The sequence below is a fragment of the Streptomyces sp. NPDC054841 genome, assembly GCF_053611045.1.
The window spans coordinates 1-17,922 of record NZ_JBSGZO010000018.1; the positions used below are offsets into that span (position 1 = coordinate 1).

The following is a 17,922-nucleotide window of genomic DNA, read 5'->3' on the forward strand; positions in this document are numbered from 1 at the left end:
CCCTTGCGGAGATGGGGCCCTCGGTCATGTCACAGACGTCAGACCGTACGGAACGCCAGCACCACGTTGTGGCCGCCGAAGCCGAACGAGTTGTTGATCGCCGCGATCGTGCCCTCGGGCAGCGTGCGCGGTTCGCCGCGGACGACGTCCGCCTCGACCTCGGCGTCGAGGTCGTCGATGTTGATGGTCGGCGGGGCAATGCGGTGGTGCAGCGCCAGGACCGTCGCGACGGTCTCGATGCCGCCCGCGCCGCCCAGCAGATGACCTGTCATCGACTTCGTGGCGGAGATCGCCACATGGTCGAGATCGTCGCCCAGCACCTTGCGCAGCGCCTTGATCTCCGCGATGTCGCCCTGCGGCGTCGAGGTCGCGTGCGCGTTGAGGTGGACCACCTCGGACGGCTTCAGACCCGTGTTGTCCAGCAGGTTCTGCATCGCCGCGGCGACACCGCGACCCGTCGGCTCCGGCTGCGCGATGTGGTGGCTGTCCGCGGACAGGCCCTGGCCCAGGACCTCGCAGTACACCCTCGCGCCACGCGCCGCGGCGTGCTCGGCCGACTCCAGGACGACCACACCCGCACCCTCGCCGAGGACGAAGCCGTCCCGGGCCTTGTCGTACGGACGAGACGCCTTCTCGGGCTCGTCGTTGTTCTTGGACATCGCCATCATGTTGGCGAACGCCGCGATCGGCAGCGGATGGATCGCCGCCTCGGTGCCGCCCGCGACCACGACATCGGCGCGGCCGGTACGGATCATCTCGACGGCGTAGCCGATCGCCTCGGCGCCGGACGCACACGCGGAGACCGGAGTGTGCACGCCCGCCCGGGCGTTCACCTCCAGACCGACGTTCGCGGAGGGGCCGTTGGGCATGAGCATGGGCACGGTGTGCGGGGAGACACGGCGTACGCCCTTCTCCTTCAGCACGTCGTACTGGTCGAGCAGCGTGGTCACACCGCCGATGCCGGAGGCGATGACCGCGCCGAGTCGCTCGGGGACGATCTTCTCGTCCTCGCCGGCGGGGGCCTTGTAGCCGGCGTCGGCCCACGCCTCACGCGCGGCGATGAGCGCGAACTGGGCCGAGCGGTCCAGCTTGCGGGCGAGCGGCCGGGGCAGGACCTCACCCGGGTCCACCGCCGCCGGAGCGGCGATGCGGACGGGCAGCTCGGCGAAGCGTTCGCCCTCGAGGGGCCGGACGCCGGAGCGTCCCGCGATCAGACCTTCCCAGGTCGATGCGGTGTCGCCACCCAGCGGTGTGGTTGCGCCGATACCGGTGACGACCACGGTGCGATTGGTCGGGCTCACAGGAATTCTTTCTCCACGGTCTATGAGGGTTCGTGAATCAGCGGCGCCACCGCTGGGTGGCGTACCTGATCGGCCTGGATCAGGCCTGGTGCTTCAGGATGTAGTCGGCGGCGTCGCCGACCGTCTTGAGGTTCTTGACGTCCTCGTCCGGGATCTTGACGTCGAAGCGCTCTTCGGCGGCGACGACGACCTCGACCATGGACAGCGAGTCGACGTCCAGGTCGTCGGTGAAGGACTTGTCCAGCTGGACGTCCTCTGCCGGGATACCGGCGATCTCGTTGACGATGTCCGCGAGACCTTCGACGATCTCTTCCTGCGTGGCGGCCATGTGGCGCTCCTTCGATGTGTAGCTGAGGGTTGATCTGGGCGTCGCCCGGAGAACCGGAAGACCGGAAGATCCGGATGCTGCCTAGGGGAGGGTAACGACCGTAGCGGCGTAGACGAGCCCCGCCCCGAAGCCGATGACGAGCGCGGTGTCGCCGCTCTTCGCCTGCCCGGTCGCCAGAAGCCGCTCCATCGCGAGCGGAATCGAGGCGGCCGAGGTGTTGCCGGTGGTCTCCACGTCACGGGCGACCGTGACGTGCTCCGGCAGCTTCAGAGTCTTCACCATCGAGTCGATGATCCGCATGTTCGCCTGGTGCGGAATGAAGACGTCCAGGTCGTCGGCGGTGATCCCGGCCGCGTCCAGCGCCTGCTGGGCGACCTTCGCCATCTCGAAGACGGCCCAGCGGAACACCGCCTGGCCCTCCTGCGTGATGGCGGGGAACCGCTCGACGGTGCCGTCGCGGTAGTCCGTCCACGGCACGGTCTGCTTGATGGTCTCCGACTTGTCGCCCTCGGAGCCCCAGACGGTCGGACCGATCGCCGGCTCCTTCGCAGGGCCGACGATGACCGCGCCCGCACCGTCACCGAACAGGAAGGCCGTCGCACGGTCCTCCAGATCGGTCAGGTCGCTGAGCCGCTCGACGCCGATGACGAGCACGTACTCCGCGGAACCCTCCACGACCATGCCCTTGGCCAGGGTCAGGCCGTAGCCGAAGCCCGCGCAGCCCGCGGAGATGTCGAACGCGGCCGGCTTGACCGCGCCGATCTTGTCCGCGATCTCGGTCGCGACGGCCGGGGTCTGCTTGAAGTGCGACACGGTGGAGACGATGACGCCGCCGATCTGCTCCGGCGTGAGCCCGGCGTCGGCGATCGCCTTGCCCGCCGCCTCGACCGACATCGCGGTCACGGTCTCCTCGTCGGAGGCCCAGTGGCGGGTGGAGATGCCCGAGCGGGAGCGGATCCACTCGTCGGAGGAGTCGATCGTCTCGAGGATCACCTCGTTCGGCACGACCCGGGTGGGGCGGTAGCCGCCGACACCCATGATCCGTGCGTACGGGGCGCCCTGGCTGGGCTTGATCTTCGGCATGCGCTACGGCTCCTTCGTCAGGCTGAGTGCTCGGCGACGAGCGTGCGGGCCGCGTCGAGGTCTTCGGGGGTCTTGAGCGCGAGCGTCTTGACGCCCGGCAGCGCCCGCTTGGCGAGACCGGTCAGGGTGCCGCCCGGGCACACCTCCAGCAGCGCGGTCACGCCCAGCTCCTTGAACGTCTCCATGCACAGGTCCCAGCGGACCGGGTTGGCGACCTGGCCGACCAGCCGGGAGATTACCTCGTCACCGGCGGCGACGGTCCGGCCGTCCTTGTTGGAGACGTACGGCAGCTTCGGGTCCGCGACGGTCAGGGTCTTCGCGGCCTCTTCGAGCGCGTCGACCGCGGGCGCCATGTGGTGCGTGTGGAACGCGCCGGCCACCTTCAGGGCCACGACACGCCGAACGCCCTCGGGCATGTCGGACTCCAGCGCGGCGAGCTGCTCCATCGTGCCGGCGGCGACGATCTGGCCCGCGCCGTTGACGTTCGCCGGGGTCAGACCGAGCTTCTCCAGGTGCGCGACGGAGACGTCCGGGTCACCGCCGAGCAGCGCCGACATACCGGTCTTCGTGATCGCGGCGGCCTCGGCCATCGCGAGTCCTCGTGTCCGTACGAAGCCGAGCGCGGCGGTGTCGTCGAGGACACCCGCGAACGCGGCGGCCGTGATCTCACCGACGCTGTGGCCCGCGACGGCACCGGGCGCGATGTCACCCAGCGCGGAAGCGGACAGCAGACCCGCCGCGACGAGCAGCGGCTGCGCCACGGAGGTGTCGCGGATCTCGTCCGCGTCGGCCTTGGTGCCGTAGTGGGCGAGGTCGAGCCCGATGGCGTCGGACCAGGCCGCGATGCGGTCGGAGGCGCCGGGGAGTTCGAGCCAGGGAGTCAGGAAGCCGGGCGTCTGAGCGCCTTGGCCGGGAGCGACGAGTACGAGCACCCTCACACTCTCTCTTGTGGATGGTCCCGGCCGCCCGTGAGGACAGGGACCAAGAACCGTCAGGGGAATTGTTGGTGTCCGACAAAATCCTAGGACTGCTGATCGCCGTCTACCAGACGCCCGAGGATGAGTGCGATCCGCAGAGTGAACGCGGAGCGGACATCGGAGGGTGACCAGCCGGTGACGTCGGTCACACGTCGGAGCCGGTAGCGGACGGTGTTGGGATGGACGAAGAGCATCCGGGCGGCGCCTTCGAGACTGCTCGCCTGCTCCAGATAGACACTGAGGGTTTCCAGGAGCGCCGAGCCCGCTTCTTCCAGCGGTCTGTAGATCTCCTCCACCAACTGCTCGCGCGCGGACGGGTCGCCCGCGATGGCGCGCTCCGGCAGCAAATCGTCCGCCAGAACCGGCCGCGGGGCGTCCTGCCAGGCAGAGCACGCCTTCAGCCCGGCGGCCGCGGCCTGCGCCGACCTCGTCGCGGCGAGCAGATCCGCCACGACGGGGCCCGCGACCACGGGGCCGGCCGCGTACGGGCCGATCAGCGCCTTGGCGACATGCAGCGGATTGTCGCTGCCGCCCGCGATGACGACGAGCCGGTCGCCGAGCACTCCGGTCAGCACCTGCAGCTTGGCGTGGCGCGCGGCGCGGCGGATCGCCTCGACCGTCAGCTCGCTGTCCCCGTCGGGCGCCGTGCCCAGCACCACGCACACATGCTCGGGCGAGTTCCAGCCCAGCGCGGCGGCCCTGCTGACGGCGCCCTCGTCGGCCTCGCCGGACAGCACCGCGTTCACGACGAGCGACTCCAGCCGCGCGTCCCAGGCGCCGCGCGCCTCGGCGGCCTGCGCGTACACCTGGGCGGTCGCGAAAGCGATCTCCCGTGCGTACACGAGCAGTGCCTCGCGCAGCACCGACTCGTCGCCGGGCGCGGCGACCTCCTCGATCGCCGCCTCCATGACCTCGATGGTGGTCCGCACCATCTCCACGGTCTGGCGCAGCGTGATCGCACGGGTCAGCTCGCGCGGAGCCGTGCCGAAGACGTCGGTGGAGATCGCCTGAGGAGTCTCGGGGTGCCGGAACCACTCCGTGAACGCGGCGATACCCGCCTGGGCGACCAGGCCGATCCACGACCGGTTCTCCGGTGGCATCGCTCGGTACCACGGCAGCGTCTCGTCCATGCGGGCGATGGCGTTCGCGGCCAGCCGTCCTGAGGACTGCTCCAGACGCTTCAGGGTCGCGGAGTGCGGGTGGGCGGCGTTCGCGGGCAGAGCGGGTTCGGGATGGGGCACGGGGACAAGAGTGCCTTATCGGGACGCCCGGGCGGAGCGGCGGGGTGCGGGGTGCTGCGTCGGGTCCTTGGCCGGGGTGCTGCGTCGGGTCCGGCTGGGGCGCTGCGTCGGCTCCGGCCGGGGCGCTGTGTCGGGTTCCCGGTAGCTCGGGGCGTCTCGTGTGTGTTCATCCGCAATCTCCCTTCGGGGCTTCGCCCGGGACCCCCGGACGGGCTCGGAACGTGCCCGGTACCGCGGGGTGGGCCGGGGTGTCCGTCCTCAAACGCCGGACGGGCTTGATTCGCACCCGGCACCGGCGGGAGGGCCAGGGGCAGAGCCCCGGTTCGGGACAGGGCGGGGTGGGGAAGCGACCCCTGTGCGGCTCCGGCGCGTGGGCCCGCCGCAGGCGTCCACGGGCGCGGGCCGCGCCGGGCCGGACCGGTCACGCGACCCCCGCGCGGGCTCTACCGTGGAGCCCGTGATTTCCGTATGGCGCGCCGGTGGGCGCTACCTCGGCGGCGACGCGCCCGCCGGTATCGAGTCGCTGCACGCCTTCTCGTTCGGACAGTTCTACGATCCGGACAATCTGCGCTTCGGGGCGATCCTCGCCTGCAACGAGGAGCGGCTCGCCCCCGGCGCCGGGTTCGACGAGCACCCGCACAGCCACACCGAGATCGTGACCTGGGTGGTGGAGGGCGAACTGACGCACCGGGACACGACGGGCTACGCCACCGTCGTACGGCCCGGCGATGTGCAGCGGCTCAGCTCGGCGGGCGGAGTGCGGCACTCCGAGCGCAACGACGGCGACGTGCCCCTGACGTTCGTGCAGATGTGGCTCGCGCCGAAGGATCCCGGCGGTGAGCCGTCGTACGAGATCGTGCACGGCATCGCCGACTCCACGCCGTACGCGCTGCCGGAGGCCGGGGCGATGCTGCACGTACGGCGCCTCGCGGCGGACGAGCGGACCGCCGTGCCGGACGCGCCCTTCGTGTACCTGCATGTCGTACGCGGTGTGGTGCGGCTGGCGGGCGACGACCTCGGGCCGGGGGACGCGGCGCGGATCACGGACGCCGACGGGCTCGAACTCGCCGCCGTCGTGGCCGCGGAGGTACTGATGTGGGAGCTGAGCGGGTGAGAATCCGCGCCCTTGCTGGACGCGAGTCCCGGCGGGCGCGGGCCCGGGAGCGGGTATGGCGCCTCAGTCCTGCCAGTAGAAGAGCAGCGTCCCGACATCGAGCGGACCGCGGCTGCCGAAGTGGTAGACGCAGAGGTCGGTGACCCGGATCGAGCCGGTCGCGTGGTCGATCCACCGGAAGCCGGCCGATTCGAGGGCCCGGCGGGCGACGGGGTCGTCGTCATCGTCGGTGGCGAAAGGGCCGAGGCTGCTGACGTAGAGCTTCGTGTCGCCGTACGGGATCACGTAGTACGTGCCGTCGCCCTGCTGATTGTCGTCGCCGCTGGAGACCGGGGTACCGGGAGCAAGGCCCGCAGTCGTCAGCGCGGACGTCGCCCGGTGGAGCCGGTCGCCCATGTCGGGAGCCATGGGCGGGTCGGTGCACAGGGCCTCGATGCGCCAGCGAGGGTCGCTCTGCCGCTGGCAGTGGGGCGCGTACTCGTGCACGATCGCGGCCCGCAGTTCGTCGTCCAGGCCGGCGACCTCGACCCGGGGCCGCTCGAGGGTGTCGTAGATGGCCCGCGTTTCGGTGGTGTCCTCGGTGAGGCGGTAGAGGGCGTACGCGGCCCACAGCTTCGCCTCGGTCGTCGCGGCCGCCTCGCCGATGTAGGCGCGCAGTCGGTCCGGGTCGTCCGCGAGGGACTGGGCGAGGTGGGCGACCGTCCGGTCGGGGTCGGCGAGTGCGTCGGTGACGTCCTCGTCGTTCCGGGCCCGCATCCGGATCCGGAACATCCGGTCCTCGGGCCGCGCGTCGCCGAGACCGGCCAGGACCGCGTCGAGCCCGTGCTGGGCGACCAGCGCGTCCAGCCCGGTCCGACCTGTGTCTCGTGCCCTGGCCCAGGGGTCGGCCGCCAGCGTCACCAGTGCTTCGACAGCCGAGAGGTCACCGAGCCGGCCGCGCGCCAGCAGGAATGCCTCGGGCATGCCGAACGACCTCTCGTGCTGCCTGTCCTCGTGCCGGAGCCAGGGCAGCAGTTCCGTGCGGTCCGCCACGACCTCCAGCAGCGCCTGGCGTACCTCGCCGGTGTCGTCGGGGTCGCACACCCGCGCGATCAGCTCGGGCACGCGCGCCTCCGGCACCCGCCCGTCCAACGCGAGTGCGCAGGGCCTGCGACGCCACCACGGATGCGCCGGATCGGCCACGTACCGCGCGAGCGCGTCCGCGTCGAACGCGCGCAGACCGGCTGCGTGCTCGAGCCGGGCGCTCGGGATCAGCGCCTCGATCTCCCGCATCGCCGAACGCCGTCTAGCGGAGTCCGTCCACGAACGCCTGCCAGGCGTCCGCCCCGACGACCAGGACCGGGCCGGCGGGGTTCTTGCTGTCGCGGATGGGGACGGAGCCGCAGGAGCCGTCGGCCACCTCGACGCAGTCGCCGCCGGTGTTTCCGCTGTACGACGATTTGCGCCAAGCCGCGCCGCCGGTCACGGTGCATTCGACGCAGTCGCCGCCGGTGCTTCCGCTGTAACTCGACTTACGCCACCGCGCGTTCTTCAGGTCGGGACCGGTCGCCATGGCGTTCCTCCATCACGCGGGTGATCAGTGCCGCCGAATCCTCCACGGAGAGGGCGGCGGCCTGCAAGTGAGCGTAACGGCGTGCGGCTTCCCTGATGGATTCGGGGTCGGCCGTCATATGGCCGGAAACGAGGTCCTCGGTGTAGATGATGTCCGGGTCATCGTCGAAGCGGAGGAGGTTGAACGACCCATCAAGACTGGCGTGTTCACCGGCCGCGAAGGGCAGCACCTGGATGCGCATCCAGCGGTGCCCGACGAACTCCAACAAGCGGGCGAGCTGCCTCCGCATGACCTCGTGGCCACCGATCGGCCGGTGCAGCACCGCCTCGTCGAGGATCGCCCAGGCCAGCGGCGGCCGTTCCCGTTCCAGGATGCGCTGGCGCTCCATGCGAGCCGCCACGAGGCCGTCCAGGTCGTCCGGCATACCGGTGGCCAGCACCGCCCGCGCGTACTCCTCGGTCTGGAGCAGCCCGTACACCAACTGCGCCTGGTACGTGGAGATGTACGCGGCGCGGGCCTCCATCTCCGCGTACGGCTGGAACCAGCTCGGCAGCTGGCTGCGCAGGACCAGGCCGACCAGCCGCGAGAACACGCAGTCCGTGCCGAGTGCCGCGTCCACCCGCTCGGAGAAGTCGCGGGTGGGAACCTTCTTCGTGGTCTCGATCTGACCGACCAGAGAACCCGTGCAGAAGACGACGCCGCCCAACTGGCCCTGCGTCAGGCCGTGGGCCTCTCTCTGGCGGCGGAGTTCCCAGCCGTAGTAGTCCAACGGGGAAGCGCTGGGGTCGAGTGACTGGACATTGACCACGGACGGCACCTCCGGCCTGCAACGCCTCGCGGCGTTCGTTTAGGTACGTAGCCGAGCGTAATCAGACCATCGCACGCTGGTGGCATGAATCACACAACTGGTCCACAGGCGGCGGACGTCCAGGCGGGATACCGTGCCGACTTCGCCATGGACGCCTGCGCCTGGACCTCGCCGGCCGGCACATGCGCGAGGTGGCCGAGGCGGCAGAGCTGCATCCCAACGGGCCGGTTCCACCAGCGCTTTGGCCAAATGTGCGTTGCTATCGCAATCAACGGGTTGATACAGATGAAGATCCGTTGTCGGTGGCGCAGGCCATACTGGGCACGGTCAACGGGGCCTATTGACCAGGGGATTGACGGGGGTTGGCGTGACGGGGTGGGACATTGCGCCCGCGGGGGTGCAGTCGGTGATTTCGCAGGTGAGAGAGTCGGCTGACGGCATGAACGCCGGGATCAAGCTGTACGGGGCGGGCGTTCAGGGGGCGATGGAGTCGGCGGGCACGCTGGCGTTCGGCGGCGAGGGCGCCGGAAGCGGCGGGGTTGCCGGGCTGGTCGCAGTTGCGCTGGGGGAGTTCGTCGCGGGGACCGAGACCGACGTGGCGTTCCTGCCGCTGCGTGCCAGTAACTCGGCGAACGGTGCCATCGAGGCGACCAATGCGTATATCGCGGGGAGTCTGGAGCAGGCGTGGAACGCCCAGCGTCAGGCGTCGCTGGCGTCTGACGTGACGGCGTTTCTCGAGGCTGCCCGAAAGAAAGCGGGCGAGAGGTGATCAGCCCGGAGAAGATACCCACCTTCACCGGCGACCTGGCCGAGCTGGGGCGGGAGATCATCGCGCTGCGGCAGGCGGCGAAGGCGGTTCGGGAGCACGGCAGCGACGTCCACACGCGCTTCCAGCACCTGGACGCCTCGTACAAGGCTCCCGAGGCTGGGCAGCTGTTTGCCACCACGCAGGCCGTGCAGGACACCTCCGGCACCTTCGCCGACCGGCTGGAGACGGTGGCCGGGGCGCTGGAGACGTACGCGGTCGAGGTCGTCGAGATCGTCAAGCAGCTGGAGATGCTGCGCTGGCAGGCCACGGTGTTCGTGCAGTCGGTCAAGGACCACGACGGTCCGCTTGAGAACTGGCGGAAGGACGAGGCGAAGGTCGCCGAGCACCAGGGGATCTGGGACGGGGTGAACGCGGCGATCGCCGCGTTCCAGCAGGCCGAGGTGACCTGCGCCGACAAGATCACTGTCCTGGTGGACGGCACCCAGTGGCACATCAACGACGGCAGCCCCAAGCAGGAGAACGCCTACGGTTTCAGCGCCGAGCAGCTGGCCCAGGCCGATTCCCTTCCGTGGGGCAGCCCGGAGCACCACGAGATCCTGCCGTTCGGGATCGACTACCACCTGGAGCAGGCCGGCATCAGCCTGGTTGACAACGCCGTCGGCTCGGTCGAGGGATTGATCGACCTCTTCAGCCCGGGCGAGGAAGGCGGTGCCGCCCGCGAGGGACTCGTCCGGGTGATCGTCGGGGCTGAGGGCTATCTCCTCGACCCGCGCGGCGACCGGAAGGACCTCTCGCCGTTCATGAAGAAGTTCATGGACGACAGCAAGCCGTACGCCAAGGAGTTCGGTAAGTCGTTCGTGGGCTGGGACGACTGGTCCACCAACCCTGGCAAGGCAGTTGGCACGGTCATCTTCAACGGCCTGACCCTGGGCGCCGGTCCGTTGGGCGCGGCCTCGAAGGCCGGCTCGGCGGCCGGGAAGGCGGGTACGGCTTCCCGCGTGGCAGGCGGCCTGGCCAAGGTCGGCGAGGTCCTGGACCCGATCGGCGCGGCAGCGAAGACGGTCGGTGTCGCCGCGCGCGCCCTGCCCCGGGTCGCCGACCTCACCGCGGGGGTCCGCGCTGCCACCGACGCCACCGCGGCCGCGAACGCCACGCACAGCTTCATCGAATACCCCGACGGCTCCCAACTCCGCGTATCGGACGGCGAATTCATCCCCGGCAAGAAGGGCGTCCCGGACACCACGCCGGCCCCCCACGAACCTGCCGCTGCCGACCGCGCGCCGTCGATCGAGTCCCCCCGTCGGCACGAACTGGTCGGCGCGGGCGCCCGCGCACCCGAAGCCACGGGGCACGCGGGGGAGCACCTGTCGCCAAGTGCCAGCCACGACGGTGCTGGCGTGGGTGGAACCGGTGCGTCGCACGATCCTGGTGAGTTGCCAGGTAAGGGGGGAGCACATGGCGACGCGCACCCCGGAACTGAGGTGGAACACACCGGTCCTGGGCAGCATCCCGGGGCGGGAGGTACATCGAATGGGGGTGGTGGCGATGGCCCCGACTCATCTGCAGCCGCCGGGGTGTCGGGTGACGAGCCAGATCGTTTGGCCGTCGCGACTGATCGCAACATAGATCTGGATCAGCTAAGGGCTGTCCCGTAATCCCCGGCGGGCGCACGACGACAGCTACGGCACCTCGCTGCGTTGTCGGATCGCCCGAATACGCCCAGTATGAGGACGACCCTCCGCCTTGCGATGCACCGCATCTGACGCCGCGCGCTGATCCACCGGGGATTACGGGACAGCCCTTAGGCGTACCCGTGGTCTGGCGTGAGGGTCATGAACCTCTCCATCGCAGCGACAACCGTTCCCCAGACTTCATCTTCGAGAATGGCTTTGAGCCTCGGGACCCGTCGAACACAAATCTCACCGAGTATGTTGCGGAAGATGAACCCTCAGCCTTCGTCAGTACCTCGTACCGCGATGACATCGGTGACGAGTTCGGTGGAAAGTTCACTTACGTAATCGATGCGCCAGGTGGGATCGATGTCAACCGCACGCTTGGGGATCATCCGCTATCGTACGAGGAAGAAGTAGCCTTCCCGGGAGGGATTCGCAGCGAGTACATCAAGGGGGCGTACTCCTATGATTACGGAACCGGAGAGCTCGGCGAATTCATCCCGAATCCCAACTATCTTCCCGAGGGTGAACGTGTCAAATGAGGCGGAGATTCTTTATGACAAGGAGATCGCTCTCGTCTCCGAGGTAGGGGAAGTTCCGGGGCGACTCGTGGCGAAATTCTCAGGAGCCGACTACACCGTACGCATCGCACACGGTTCACACATCGCAACCCACACGGCATGGAATCTGTTCCAAGCGCTCATGCAGGTCAGGCGGAACCTGGAGACTCAGGGCTTGACGCCCGCGCTTGAGGGGGCATGCCTGGATGTCTATCCCAGTAGGATGGCTCTTGAGATGGGTGGCGGACGGCGGGCATATCGTTGGCCGCATAAAGGCCGTCCTGCAACGGTGGACATTTTTGAAGACGTACCCTCCGGAGATCGTTGGCGACTCGCGAGCGTGGACGAGCAAGAGGCCGCAAATAAACAACGCAGGGGGCGTACCAATGGATGAGTTCCAGCCGCCAGTGCCACCGCTGTCAGATGCGGTACGTGCGCAGGCCGCCGAGACGCCTGGCGCCTGGGTCTACGCGATTGACCCACACTTCGACCCGGCCGGTAAGGTCCCGCCCTACGGAGTCGTTGGCGCGTGGAAAGTGGATAATCAAGGGAATGTCACGGATGAGTTCCGGCATAATCCAAAGTATCGCCCATCGCCTCGTGCTCGAGGTCTGAAGGAACCCACGGATCCTCTGGATTCCGTCATTCAGCTTGCTTCGACGGGGTACGCCTCTGACCTCGACGTGCAGAGCGCCCTTCTGGACTCGATCGTGTACGTGATCCCGGGATCAAACGGGAGGGTAGAACCATACCTTCACGATGAGGATCGCTTTGTTGTCGGAATCTATACGAGCCCGGTGCATGCGCCGAGTTCAGTCCCAGAAGTACAGCGAGTGCTGTTCCGGGCCGTACTGCCCGAACTGCCGGAGCATGCCATTCTGAAACTGAACCCCCATAGCTCGGTATCCGCTGAGGTACCTCTTGCCGATATCCATCGGGAAGCAGAGCAGTGAGCAAGGACGTCATCGCCCTCACCCCGAGCATGCCTGATGCCCGCAGCGTGCTCGCCGGGCTGTACGCCGGCGGGCCCGATCTCCGCGTGAGCAGCAGCGCGGAGGGGGCCGTCGTCCATCTGCGTACGCCGGAGGGACAGCCGGTCGTGACCGTAGAGGTGCCGGTGCTCGTGCAAGTACCGGGCGAGATCGTGCGGTTGCTCGGCGCTGAGGCCGGAGCCGAGGCGCCGGTGTGGTGGACCGAGGTGCGGGCGGCCACGGCGGTCGCGGAAGCCGGGCGGCTGGCCGGGTCGGTGGCCGGGCGGCTGACCACGCTGCTGGGCGGGTCCACATGGCCGGCCGACGCCGCGCACACCGGCGTCGTCGCCGTGCCATCCGCGGACGGTGGGGGCCCCGACGACAGCCAGCTTGCCGGCGACGTCCTCACTCCCCGCGCCGCCGTGATCCTCCAGGACCGTCCCGTCGTCGCCGCGACCACCTGGCTCACCGACCTGTTGCACACCACCATCCCGTCGGGACGCGAACTGCAGATCGTCACCCCGCCCGGCAGCCGCCTGACCATGCCCACCCGCACCCTGCTGACCAACGTGCCGGCGCGCTGGGTGGTCCAGGACCCTGAGTGCGGCTACTACGACGGTCTCACCGGCGCCGTACTCCACTGGCACGACGGCCGCTTCACCCAGGCCACCACGACGGAGGGCCGTGCTCTGGTCGCGGATGCGTTCCACTCCGGCGCCGGCGCCCAGGACGAACAGCAACTCCACCTCTCCATCCGCACCACCCACCCCGCCGTCGACGACCTCCTCCTCGGCGGCGCCGTGGAAGCCGCCTGGCAGACCCTCACCGGCACCACACCCACCGGCTGGTCCACCGCCGAACCCGTCAACCTGCCCTGGTCACCAAGACAACTCTCCGAACTGGCCCGCGCCCGAGCCAAGAAGGCCGCCCCCACCTGGCTGGTCGCCGTCGGAACCCCGGACAGCCCGGCGATCGCTACCTTCCGCATCATCCGCACCCCGGCCGGAGTCGAGGAACACATCACCCTTGCCGTAGGCCACACCACGGACCGGACCCCGCCGCTGGACGCCCTTTCCGAGCTGGCCGAGACCCTCGCCACGCGTCACAACCTCACCTCGATGCTCACGCATCTGCGCTCCGCCCGTGCCGATCTGACCACCCCGCCGCACCACGAGCCGCCCCCGGTCCCGCTCTCCTTCACTCTCGGCCCCGACGCCGTACGCACCATCGGCCGCACCCGTGCCGAATCCGTCCAGAACCCGCGCCCTGTGCGCCTCGGTCCCGCAACGAGCTCCGCTCTGCACTACGCCTTCGGCAACGGCACAGACCCCATCGCCTGGCAACGCCTCCAGCACCTCAACAACCACCTCAAGAACCGCCGGTGAGCATCTTGCCGAGGATCATGCAGCGCTCTCCCATCCTTTGCCTTCAGCGCAGAGCGCTCTTGCCCTGCCACTCGGCCCACGACAGATTCCACGCGCCGAAACCGTTGCCCGGAGCCACCGTGCCCTTGGTGTCCGCGCCCTTGATCTCGAACGGGTCGCCGGGCCGCACCTGCCCGTAGAACCACGCGGCGTCGCCGTCACTCATCCCGATGCAGCCCGAACTCCGGTTGGCGTTGCCGAAGTACTCGGCGTTCCAGGGTGCGGCATGGGCGTACATCCCGGACCAGGTCAGCCGCATCGAGTAGTCGACCATCTTGTCGTAGGCGTCGCCGAGCCCGACCGTCTCGGAGTTCATGTTGATCGTGCCCTCCTTGGCCATCAGCACGGCGGTACCGCGCCAGGAGCGCTTGTCCCCGCCGGGCGTGCCGCCGGAGACCGGGATCTTCCGTACGGCCTTGCCGTCGCGCTCCAGCGTGAGCTGGTGGCTGTCGAGGTCGACCTTGACGATCTGCCGCGCGCCGACGGTGAAGCCGGCCGTGTAGTCGCGTACGAACCAGCCGCCGTCCGCGCCCGAATCGGTGCCGTTCAGCTCCGCGTTCAGCGTGACCTTGGTACCGGGCTTCCAGTAGTCCTTCGGCCGCCAGTCCACGCGGTCCTTGCCGGACCAGTCCTCCAGCCAGCCCCACGACCCCTCGGTGCCGTCCGAGGTCGTGATCCTTAGCTGCCTCTCCACCTCGGCCTTGTTCTTCACCGGGTTGTCGAACACCAGGGAGACCGGCTGGGCGATGCCGACGGTCGTTCCGGCGCCCGGCCGCCAGTCGACCTTGTTGACCTTGCCGGCCTCGGCGGTGGTGAAGGACGCCTTGGTGGTGCCGGTCGTGCCGCCCTTCGTACGGGTCACCGCCGTGACCGTGTACGCGGTGCCGGGCGCCGCCTTGCGGTCCGAGGTCCAGAGCATGCCGCCGGCCGCGACCTTGCCGGCGAGCTTGCGGCCCTTGGCGTCGGTGACCGTGACCGAGGTGAGGCTGCCGCCCGTCGCGGTGACCGAGACCGGCACACCCGCCTTCGCCTGCTGCCCGCGAGGGCTGACGGAGACGGTCGCGGGGCGGTCGTCGGCCGCCTTCGCGTCGGTGCGCGCCGGGGCGGTGCCGGAGGAGGAGCAGGCGGCGAGCGGGGCCAGCAGCACCGCCGCGGCCGCGACCCGTACACGTATCTGAGGCAACGGAATCCTCCGTCGGAGTAGGGGAGTTGCCGCGACTCTAGAACCGGAAAAGCCCAGGTGAGCGCCATGAGGTCAATGTGACGGCGACTGGTGAGGAACGGTCATGGTCCGGTCACATTCGCCGCGTGGGACGGTCATGGGCGGCTGTGAGCATCCTCGGCGTCCCCGCGACAGCACGGGGAGGAAGAGAGGCTCACACCGTGTCAGCTCTGCTCGTGCCGCCCGGCCGCGGTCACGAAGAACGGAACCATGCCATCCGTCTGGGGCCCGTCACCGCCGAGACCTACCGTGCCTTTCTCGCGTCCCCCTCCGGTGCGGCCCTGGGCGCCGGATTCCTCCAGTGCCCGTCCTGGGCGGACGTCAAAGAAGGCTGGCGCGCCCAACTGCTCGGCTGGGGACCGGACCCGGAAGCCCGCCGGCTGACCGGCGCCGCGCTGGTCCTGCTGCGACAGTTCCCCGGCACGCGTAAGTACTTCGCCTACCTCCCCGAAGGTCCCGTCGCCGACTGGGCCGACCCGGACATCGACGGCTGGCTCACCCCGCTGCTGGAGCATCTGCGGGCCACGGGCGCCTTCGCCGTACGCATCGGCCCCTCGCCCGCGTACCGCCGCTGGCACGCGCCCCTGCTCAAGTCGCTGACCGGCCCCGGCCGCCGCCTGACCGACGTCCTCGCCAGCGAGGTCGACCCGCTCGGCACGGCGGTCGCGGAACGGCTGCGGGCACGCGGCTGGCGGCGCTGCGGCGGCGACGGGACGGGGAACGACGGGAACGGCGGCGACGGGGACGCCCAGCCGCGCCACGTCTTCCATGTGCCGCTCGCCGGTCGCACTTCCGACGAGCTGTGGTGCGGACTCAACCAGGAATGGCGGCGCAATGTCCGCCGCGCCCAGAAGGAGGGCGTGGAGGTGGTGGTCGGCAGCGCGGCCGAACTGCCCGAGTTCTACCAGCTCCTGCGCATCACCGAGGAGCGCGACGGCTTCCGGCTCGGCCGCTCCCTCGCCTACTACGAGCGTCAGTACGCGGCCCTCAACGCCGAGCAGCCGGGCCGTATGAAGCTGTGTCTCGCCCGCCACCGGGGCGAGACACTCGCCGCCCACACCATGATCACGGTGGGCCGTCGCGTCTGGTACCAGACCGGCGCCTCCGCCGACCACCGTCGCGAGGTCCGCCCCTCCAACGCCCTGCAGTGGCGGATGCTGCTCGACGCCCATGCGCTGGGCGCCGACGTCTACGACATGCGCGGGGTACCCTCCACCCTCGACCCCGACGACCGCCCTTACGGGCTGCTGCGCTGGAAGCTCGGCACCGGTGGGCAGGTCGTCGAGACGCTGGGGGAATGGGAGAAACCATTGGGCGGGACCGCCAACCACACGCTGTACCGGGCCTTCCAGGCGTATCTGGCCCGCCGGTGAGCGCGCCCGCGGACACGTCCGCCGCCGCACCGGCCAAGGGCGGCCGGGCGCCGTCCGCGCTGCGCAGCAGCGCCGTCATGGCCGCCGGGTCCGTCGTCTCGCGCGCCACCGGATTCGTACGGTCCGCCGTGGTCGCCGCGGCGCTCGGCATCGGGCTGGTCGCCGACGGGTACGCGGTCGGCAACTCGGTGCCCACGATCGTCTACATGCTGCTCCTCGGCGGCGCTCTGAACGCCGTGTTCGTGCCCGAGCTGGTCAAGGCCGCCAAGGAGCACGCGGACGGCGGCGCCGCGTACACCGACCGGCTGCTGACCGTCTGCGTCGTCGGCCTGCTGACGATCACCGCGGGTGCGGTCTGGGCGGCGCCCGCGATCGTCGGCACGTACACCGACTACACCGGCGGCCAGGCCGCCATGACCGTCGCCTTCGCCCGCTACTGCCTGCCGCAGATCTTCTTCCTCGGGCTGTTCACCCTGCTCGGGCAAGTGCTCAACGCCCGCGGGCGGTTCGGGGCGATGATGTGGACGCCCGTCCTCAACAACGTCGTCGTCATCGCGGTGTTCGGGCTCTACCTGGCCACGGGCGACGGAGGCACGCTCACCTCCCGCGAGACCATGCTGCTCGGCTGGGGCACGACGGCCGGAATCGCCGTCCAGGCGCTCGCCCTCGTCCCCGCCCTGCGAGCGGCCCGCTTCCGCTGGCGGCCCCGCTTCGACTGGCGGGGCAGCGGGCTGACCCGGCCGCTGCGGTCCGCCGGGTGGCTGGTGCTGCTGGTCCTCACCAACCAGCTCGCGTACTGGGTCACGACCTGGCTCGCCACGGCCGCCGGCCAGCGCGCGGCGGCCGAAGGCATCGACGGCGGCGCCGGGTTCAGTGCGTACACCAACGCCTATGTGGTGTGGGCCGTACCGCACGGCATCGTGACCGTGTCCCTGGTCACCGCGCTGATGCCGCGTATGAGCGGCGCCGCGGCCGACGGCGACACGGCGGGCGTGCGGCGCGACGTCTCCTACGCCCTGCGCAGCAGCGCGGCCGCCGTCGTCCCCGCCGCCTGCGCGCTGCTCGCCCTCGCACAGCCGGTGATGGCCCTCGTCTTCGGGTACGGCAGGACCGACGCCGACGACACGGCGGTGATGGCGGGCATCCTGATGGCCTTCGCGCCCGGGCTCGTCGCCTTCTCCGGCCAGTACGTCCTCTCCCGCGCGTTCTACGCCCTCTCGGACACCCGCACGCCCTTCCTGCTCAACCTGGTGATCGCGGGACTCAACGCGGGCCTGTCGACGGCCGCGTACCTGCTGCTGCCGGCGCGCTGGGCGGTGACGGGGATGGCCGGAGCGTACTCACTGGCGCTGGCCGCCGGGTGGGCGCTGACGGCGTACACCCTCAACCGCCGCCTTTCGCTTCCGCGCGCGGAGAACTCCGGCCCGGGCACGGGCCGCCACCTGGCGCCGGGGACCGTGCCGGGGCCGGGCTCCGAGTCCCGGCCAAGCTCCGAGTCCCGGCCAAGCTCCGAGTCCCGGCCAAGC

General features: G+C 69.9%; 16 protein-coding genes and 1 pseudogene. 8 read left to right on the forward strand and 9 right to left on the reverse strand.

Annotation, left to right across the window (positions count from 1 at the left end):
- Positions 1–38 precede the first annotated feature (38 nt).
- From fabF to ACWGI8_RS04610, 5 genes are all read right to left on the reverse strand, one after another.
- A complete protein-coding gene (gene fabF, locus ACWGI8_RS04590) occupies positions 39–1,301 on the reverse strand; it encodes a beta-ketoacyl-ACP synthase II (protein ID WP_453658625.1) in 1,263 nt (420 codons plus the stop codon).
- Positions 1,302–1,380: 79 nt separating this feature from the next.
- Positions 1,381–1,629: an acyl carrier protein gene (locus ACWGI8_RS04595; RefSeq protein ID WP_453658626.1), complete on the reverse strand. Its 249-nt coding sequence runs from the start codon at positions 1,627–1,629 to the stop codon at positions 1,381–1,383.
- 81 nt (positions 1,630–1,710) lie between these two features.
- The gene (locus ACWGI8_RS04600) at positions 1,711–2,712 is read right to left on the reverse strand and encodes a beta-ketoacyl-ACP synthase 3 (protein ID WP_453658627.1); all 1,002 of its coding nucleotides are present in this window, start codon (positions 2,710–2,712) and stop codon (positions 1,711–1,713) included.
- 17 nt (positions 2,713–2,729) lie between these two features.
- Positions 2,730–3,644 (reverse strand): ACP S-malonyltransferase, encoded by a 915-nt coding sequence (locus ACWGI8_RS04605; RefSeq protein WP_453658628.1) that lies wholly within the window; start codon positions 3,642–3,644, stop codon positions 2,730–2,732.
- 89 nt (positions 3,645–3,733) lie between these two features.
- Positions 3,734–4,930, reverse strand: coding sequence for a PucR family transcriptional regulator (locus tag ACWGI8_RS04610; protein ID WP_453658629.1), 1,197 nt, complete (start codon positions 4,928–4,930; stop codon positions 3,734–3,736).
- 457 nt (positions 4,931–5,387) lie between these two features.
- Here ACWGI8_RS04610 and ACWGI8_RS04615 point away from each other — a divergent pair, with 457 nt between their 5' ends.
- Positions 5,388–6,044 carry a pirin family protein gene (locus tag ACWGI8_RS04615; protein WP_453658630.1) on the forward strand — a complete coding sequence of 219 codons (657 nt, stop codon included), beginning with the start codon at positions 5,388–5,390 and terminating at the stop codon, positions 6,042–6,044.
- Positions 6,045–6,107: 63 nt separating this feature from the next.
- Here ACWGI8_RS04615 and ACWGI8_RS04620 read toward each other — a convergent pair whose 3' ends face one another.
- The 3 genes from ACWGI8_RS04620 to ACWGI8_RS04630 are packed head-to-tail and all read right to left on the reverse strand — an operon-like array spanning position 6,108 to position 8,404.
- The gene (locus ACWGI8_RS04620; RefSeq protein ID WP_453658631.1) at positions 6,108–7,316 is read right to left on the reverse strand and encodes a hypothetical protein; all 1,209 of its coding nucleotides are present in this window, start codon (positions 7,314–7,316) and stop codon (positions 6,108–6,110) included.
- Positions 7,317–7,329: 13 nt separating this feature from the next.
- Positions 7,330–7,596, reverse strand: a complete 267-nt coding sequence (locus tag ACWGI8_RS04625) for a DUF397 domain-containing protein (RefSeq protein WP_453658632.1) — start codon at positions 7,594–7,596, stop codon at positions 7,330–7,332.
- Positions 7,556–8,404, reverse strand: a complete 849-nt coding sequence (locus tag ACWGI8_RS04630) for a helix-turn-helix domain-containing protein (protein ID WP_453658633.1) — start codon at positions 8,402–8,404, stop codon at positions 7,556–7,558. The genes ACWGI8_RS04625 and ACWGI8_RS04630 overlap by 41 nt, the downstream gene beginning before the upstream one ends.
- A 367-nt stretch (positions 8,405–8,771) precedes the next feature.
- On the opposite strand from ACWGI8_RS04630, the gene ACWGI8_RS04635 reads away from it, so the two are divergent.
- The 5 genes from ACWGI8_RS04635 (at position 8,772) to ACWGI8_RS04655 (ending at position 13,762) form a co-directional block, all read left to right on the forward strand.
- Positions 8,772–9,173 (forward strand): DUF6507 family protein, encoded by a 402-nt coding sequence (locus ACWGI8_RS04635; protein ID WP_453658634.1) that lies wholly within the window; start codon positions 8,772–8,774, stop codon positions 9,171–9,173.
- Positions 9,170–10,828, forward strand: coding sequence for a hypothetical protein (locus ACWGI8_RS04640; RefSeq protein WP_453658635.1), 1,659 nt, complete (start codon positions 9,170–9,172; stop codon positions 10,826–10,828). The genes ACWGI8_RS04635 and ACWGI8_RS04640 overlap by 4 nt, the downstream gene beginning before the upstream one ends.
- A 158-nt stretch (positions 10,829–10,986) precedes the next feature.
- Positions 10,987–11,388 (forward strand): scabin-related ADP-ribosyltransferase, encoded by a 402-nt coding sequence (locus ACWGI8_RS04645; RefSeq protein ID WP_453658636.1) that lies wholly within the window; start codon positions 10,987–10,989, stop codon positions 11,386–11,388.
- 404 nt (positions 11,389–11,792) lie between these two features.
- Entirely contained in the window at positions 11,793–12,359 is a 567-nt protein-coding gene (locus ACWGI8_RS04650; RefSeq protein WP_453658637.1) for a type VII secretion system-associated protein, read from the forward strand.
- Entirely contained in the window at positions 12,356–13,762 is a 1,407-nt protein-coding gene (locus ACWGI8_RS04655) for a DUF6177 family protein (RefSeq protein ID WP_453658638.1), read from the forward strand. The genes ACWGI8_RS04650 and ACWGI8_RS04655 overlap by 4 nt, the downstream gene beginning before the upstream one ends.
- Before the next feature lie 43 nt (positions 13,763–13,805).
- Here the strand turns inward: ACWGI8_RS04655 and ACWGI8_RS04660 are convergent, their stop codons facing one another.
- Entirely contained in the window at positions 13,806–14,984 is a 1,179-nt protein-coding gene (locus tag ACWGI8_RS04660) for an Ig-like domain-containing protein (RefSeq protein WP_453658639.1), read from the reverse strand.
- Between the two features lie 200 nt (positions 14,985–15,184).
- On the opposite strand from ACWGI8_RS04660, the gene ACWGI8_RS04665 reads away from it, so the two are divergent.
- Both ACWGI8_RS04665 and murJ read left to right on the forward strand, forming a co-directional pair.
- On the forward strand, positions 15,185–16,396 hold the full coding sequence (locus ACWGI8_RS04665; RefSeq protein ID WP_453658640.1) for a lipid II:glycine glycyltransferase FemX: 1,212 nt from the start codon (positions 15,185–15,187) through the stop codon (positions 16,394–16,396).
- 77 nt (positions 16,397–16,473) lie between these two features.
- Positions 16,474–17,841 (forward strand): annotated as a pseudogene (gene murJ / locus ACWGI8_RS04670) (murein biosynthesis integral membrane protein MurJ); the annotation flags it as partial.
- Between the last annotated feature and the right edge of the window lie 81 nt (positions 17,842–17,922).

What these genes read in the sequence shown, in the direction of transcription:
- ACWGI8_RS04595 (WP_453658626.1), bottom strand. Translation starts at nt 1,629, where the DNA reads ATGGCCGCCACGCAGGAAGAGATCGTCGAAGGTCTCGCGGACATCGTC.
- ACWGI8_RS04650 (WP_453658637.1), top strand. Translation starts at nt 11,793, where the DNA reads ATGGATGAGTTCCAGCCGCCAGTGCCACCGCTGTCAGATGCGGTACGT.
- ACWGI8_RS04625 (WP_453658632.1), bottom strand. Translation starts at nt 7,596, where the DNA reads ATGGCGACCGGTCCCGACCTGAAGAACGCGCGGTGGCGTAAGTCGAGT.
- ACWGI8_RS04600 (WP_453658627.1), bottom strand. Translation starts at nt 2,712, where the DNA reads ATGCCGAAGATCAAGCCCAGCCAGGGCGCCCCGTACGCACGGATCATG.
- ACWGI8_RS04620 (WP_453658631.1), bottom strand. Translation starts at nt 7,316, where the DNA reads ATGCGGGAGATCGAGGCGCTGATCCCGAGCGCCCGGCTCGAGCACGCA.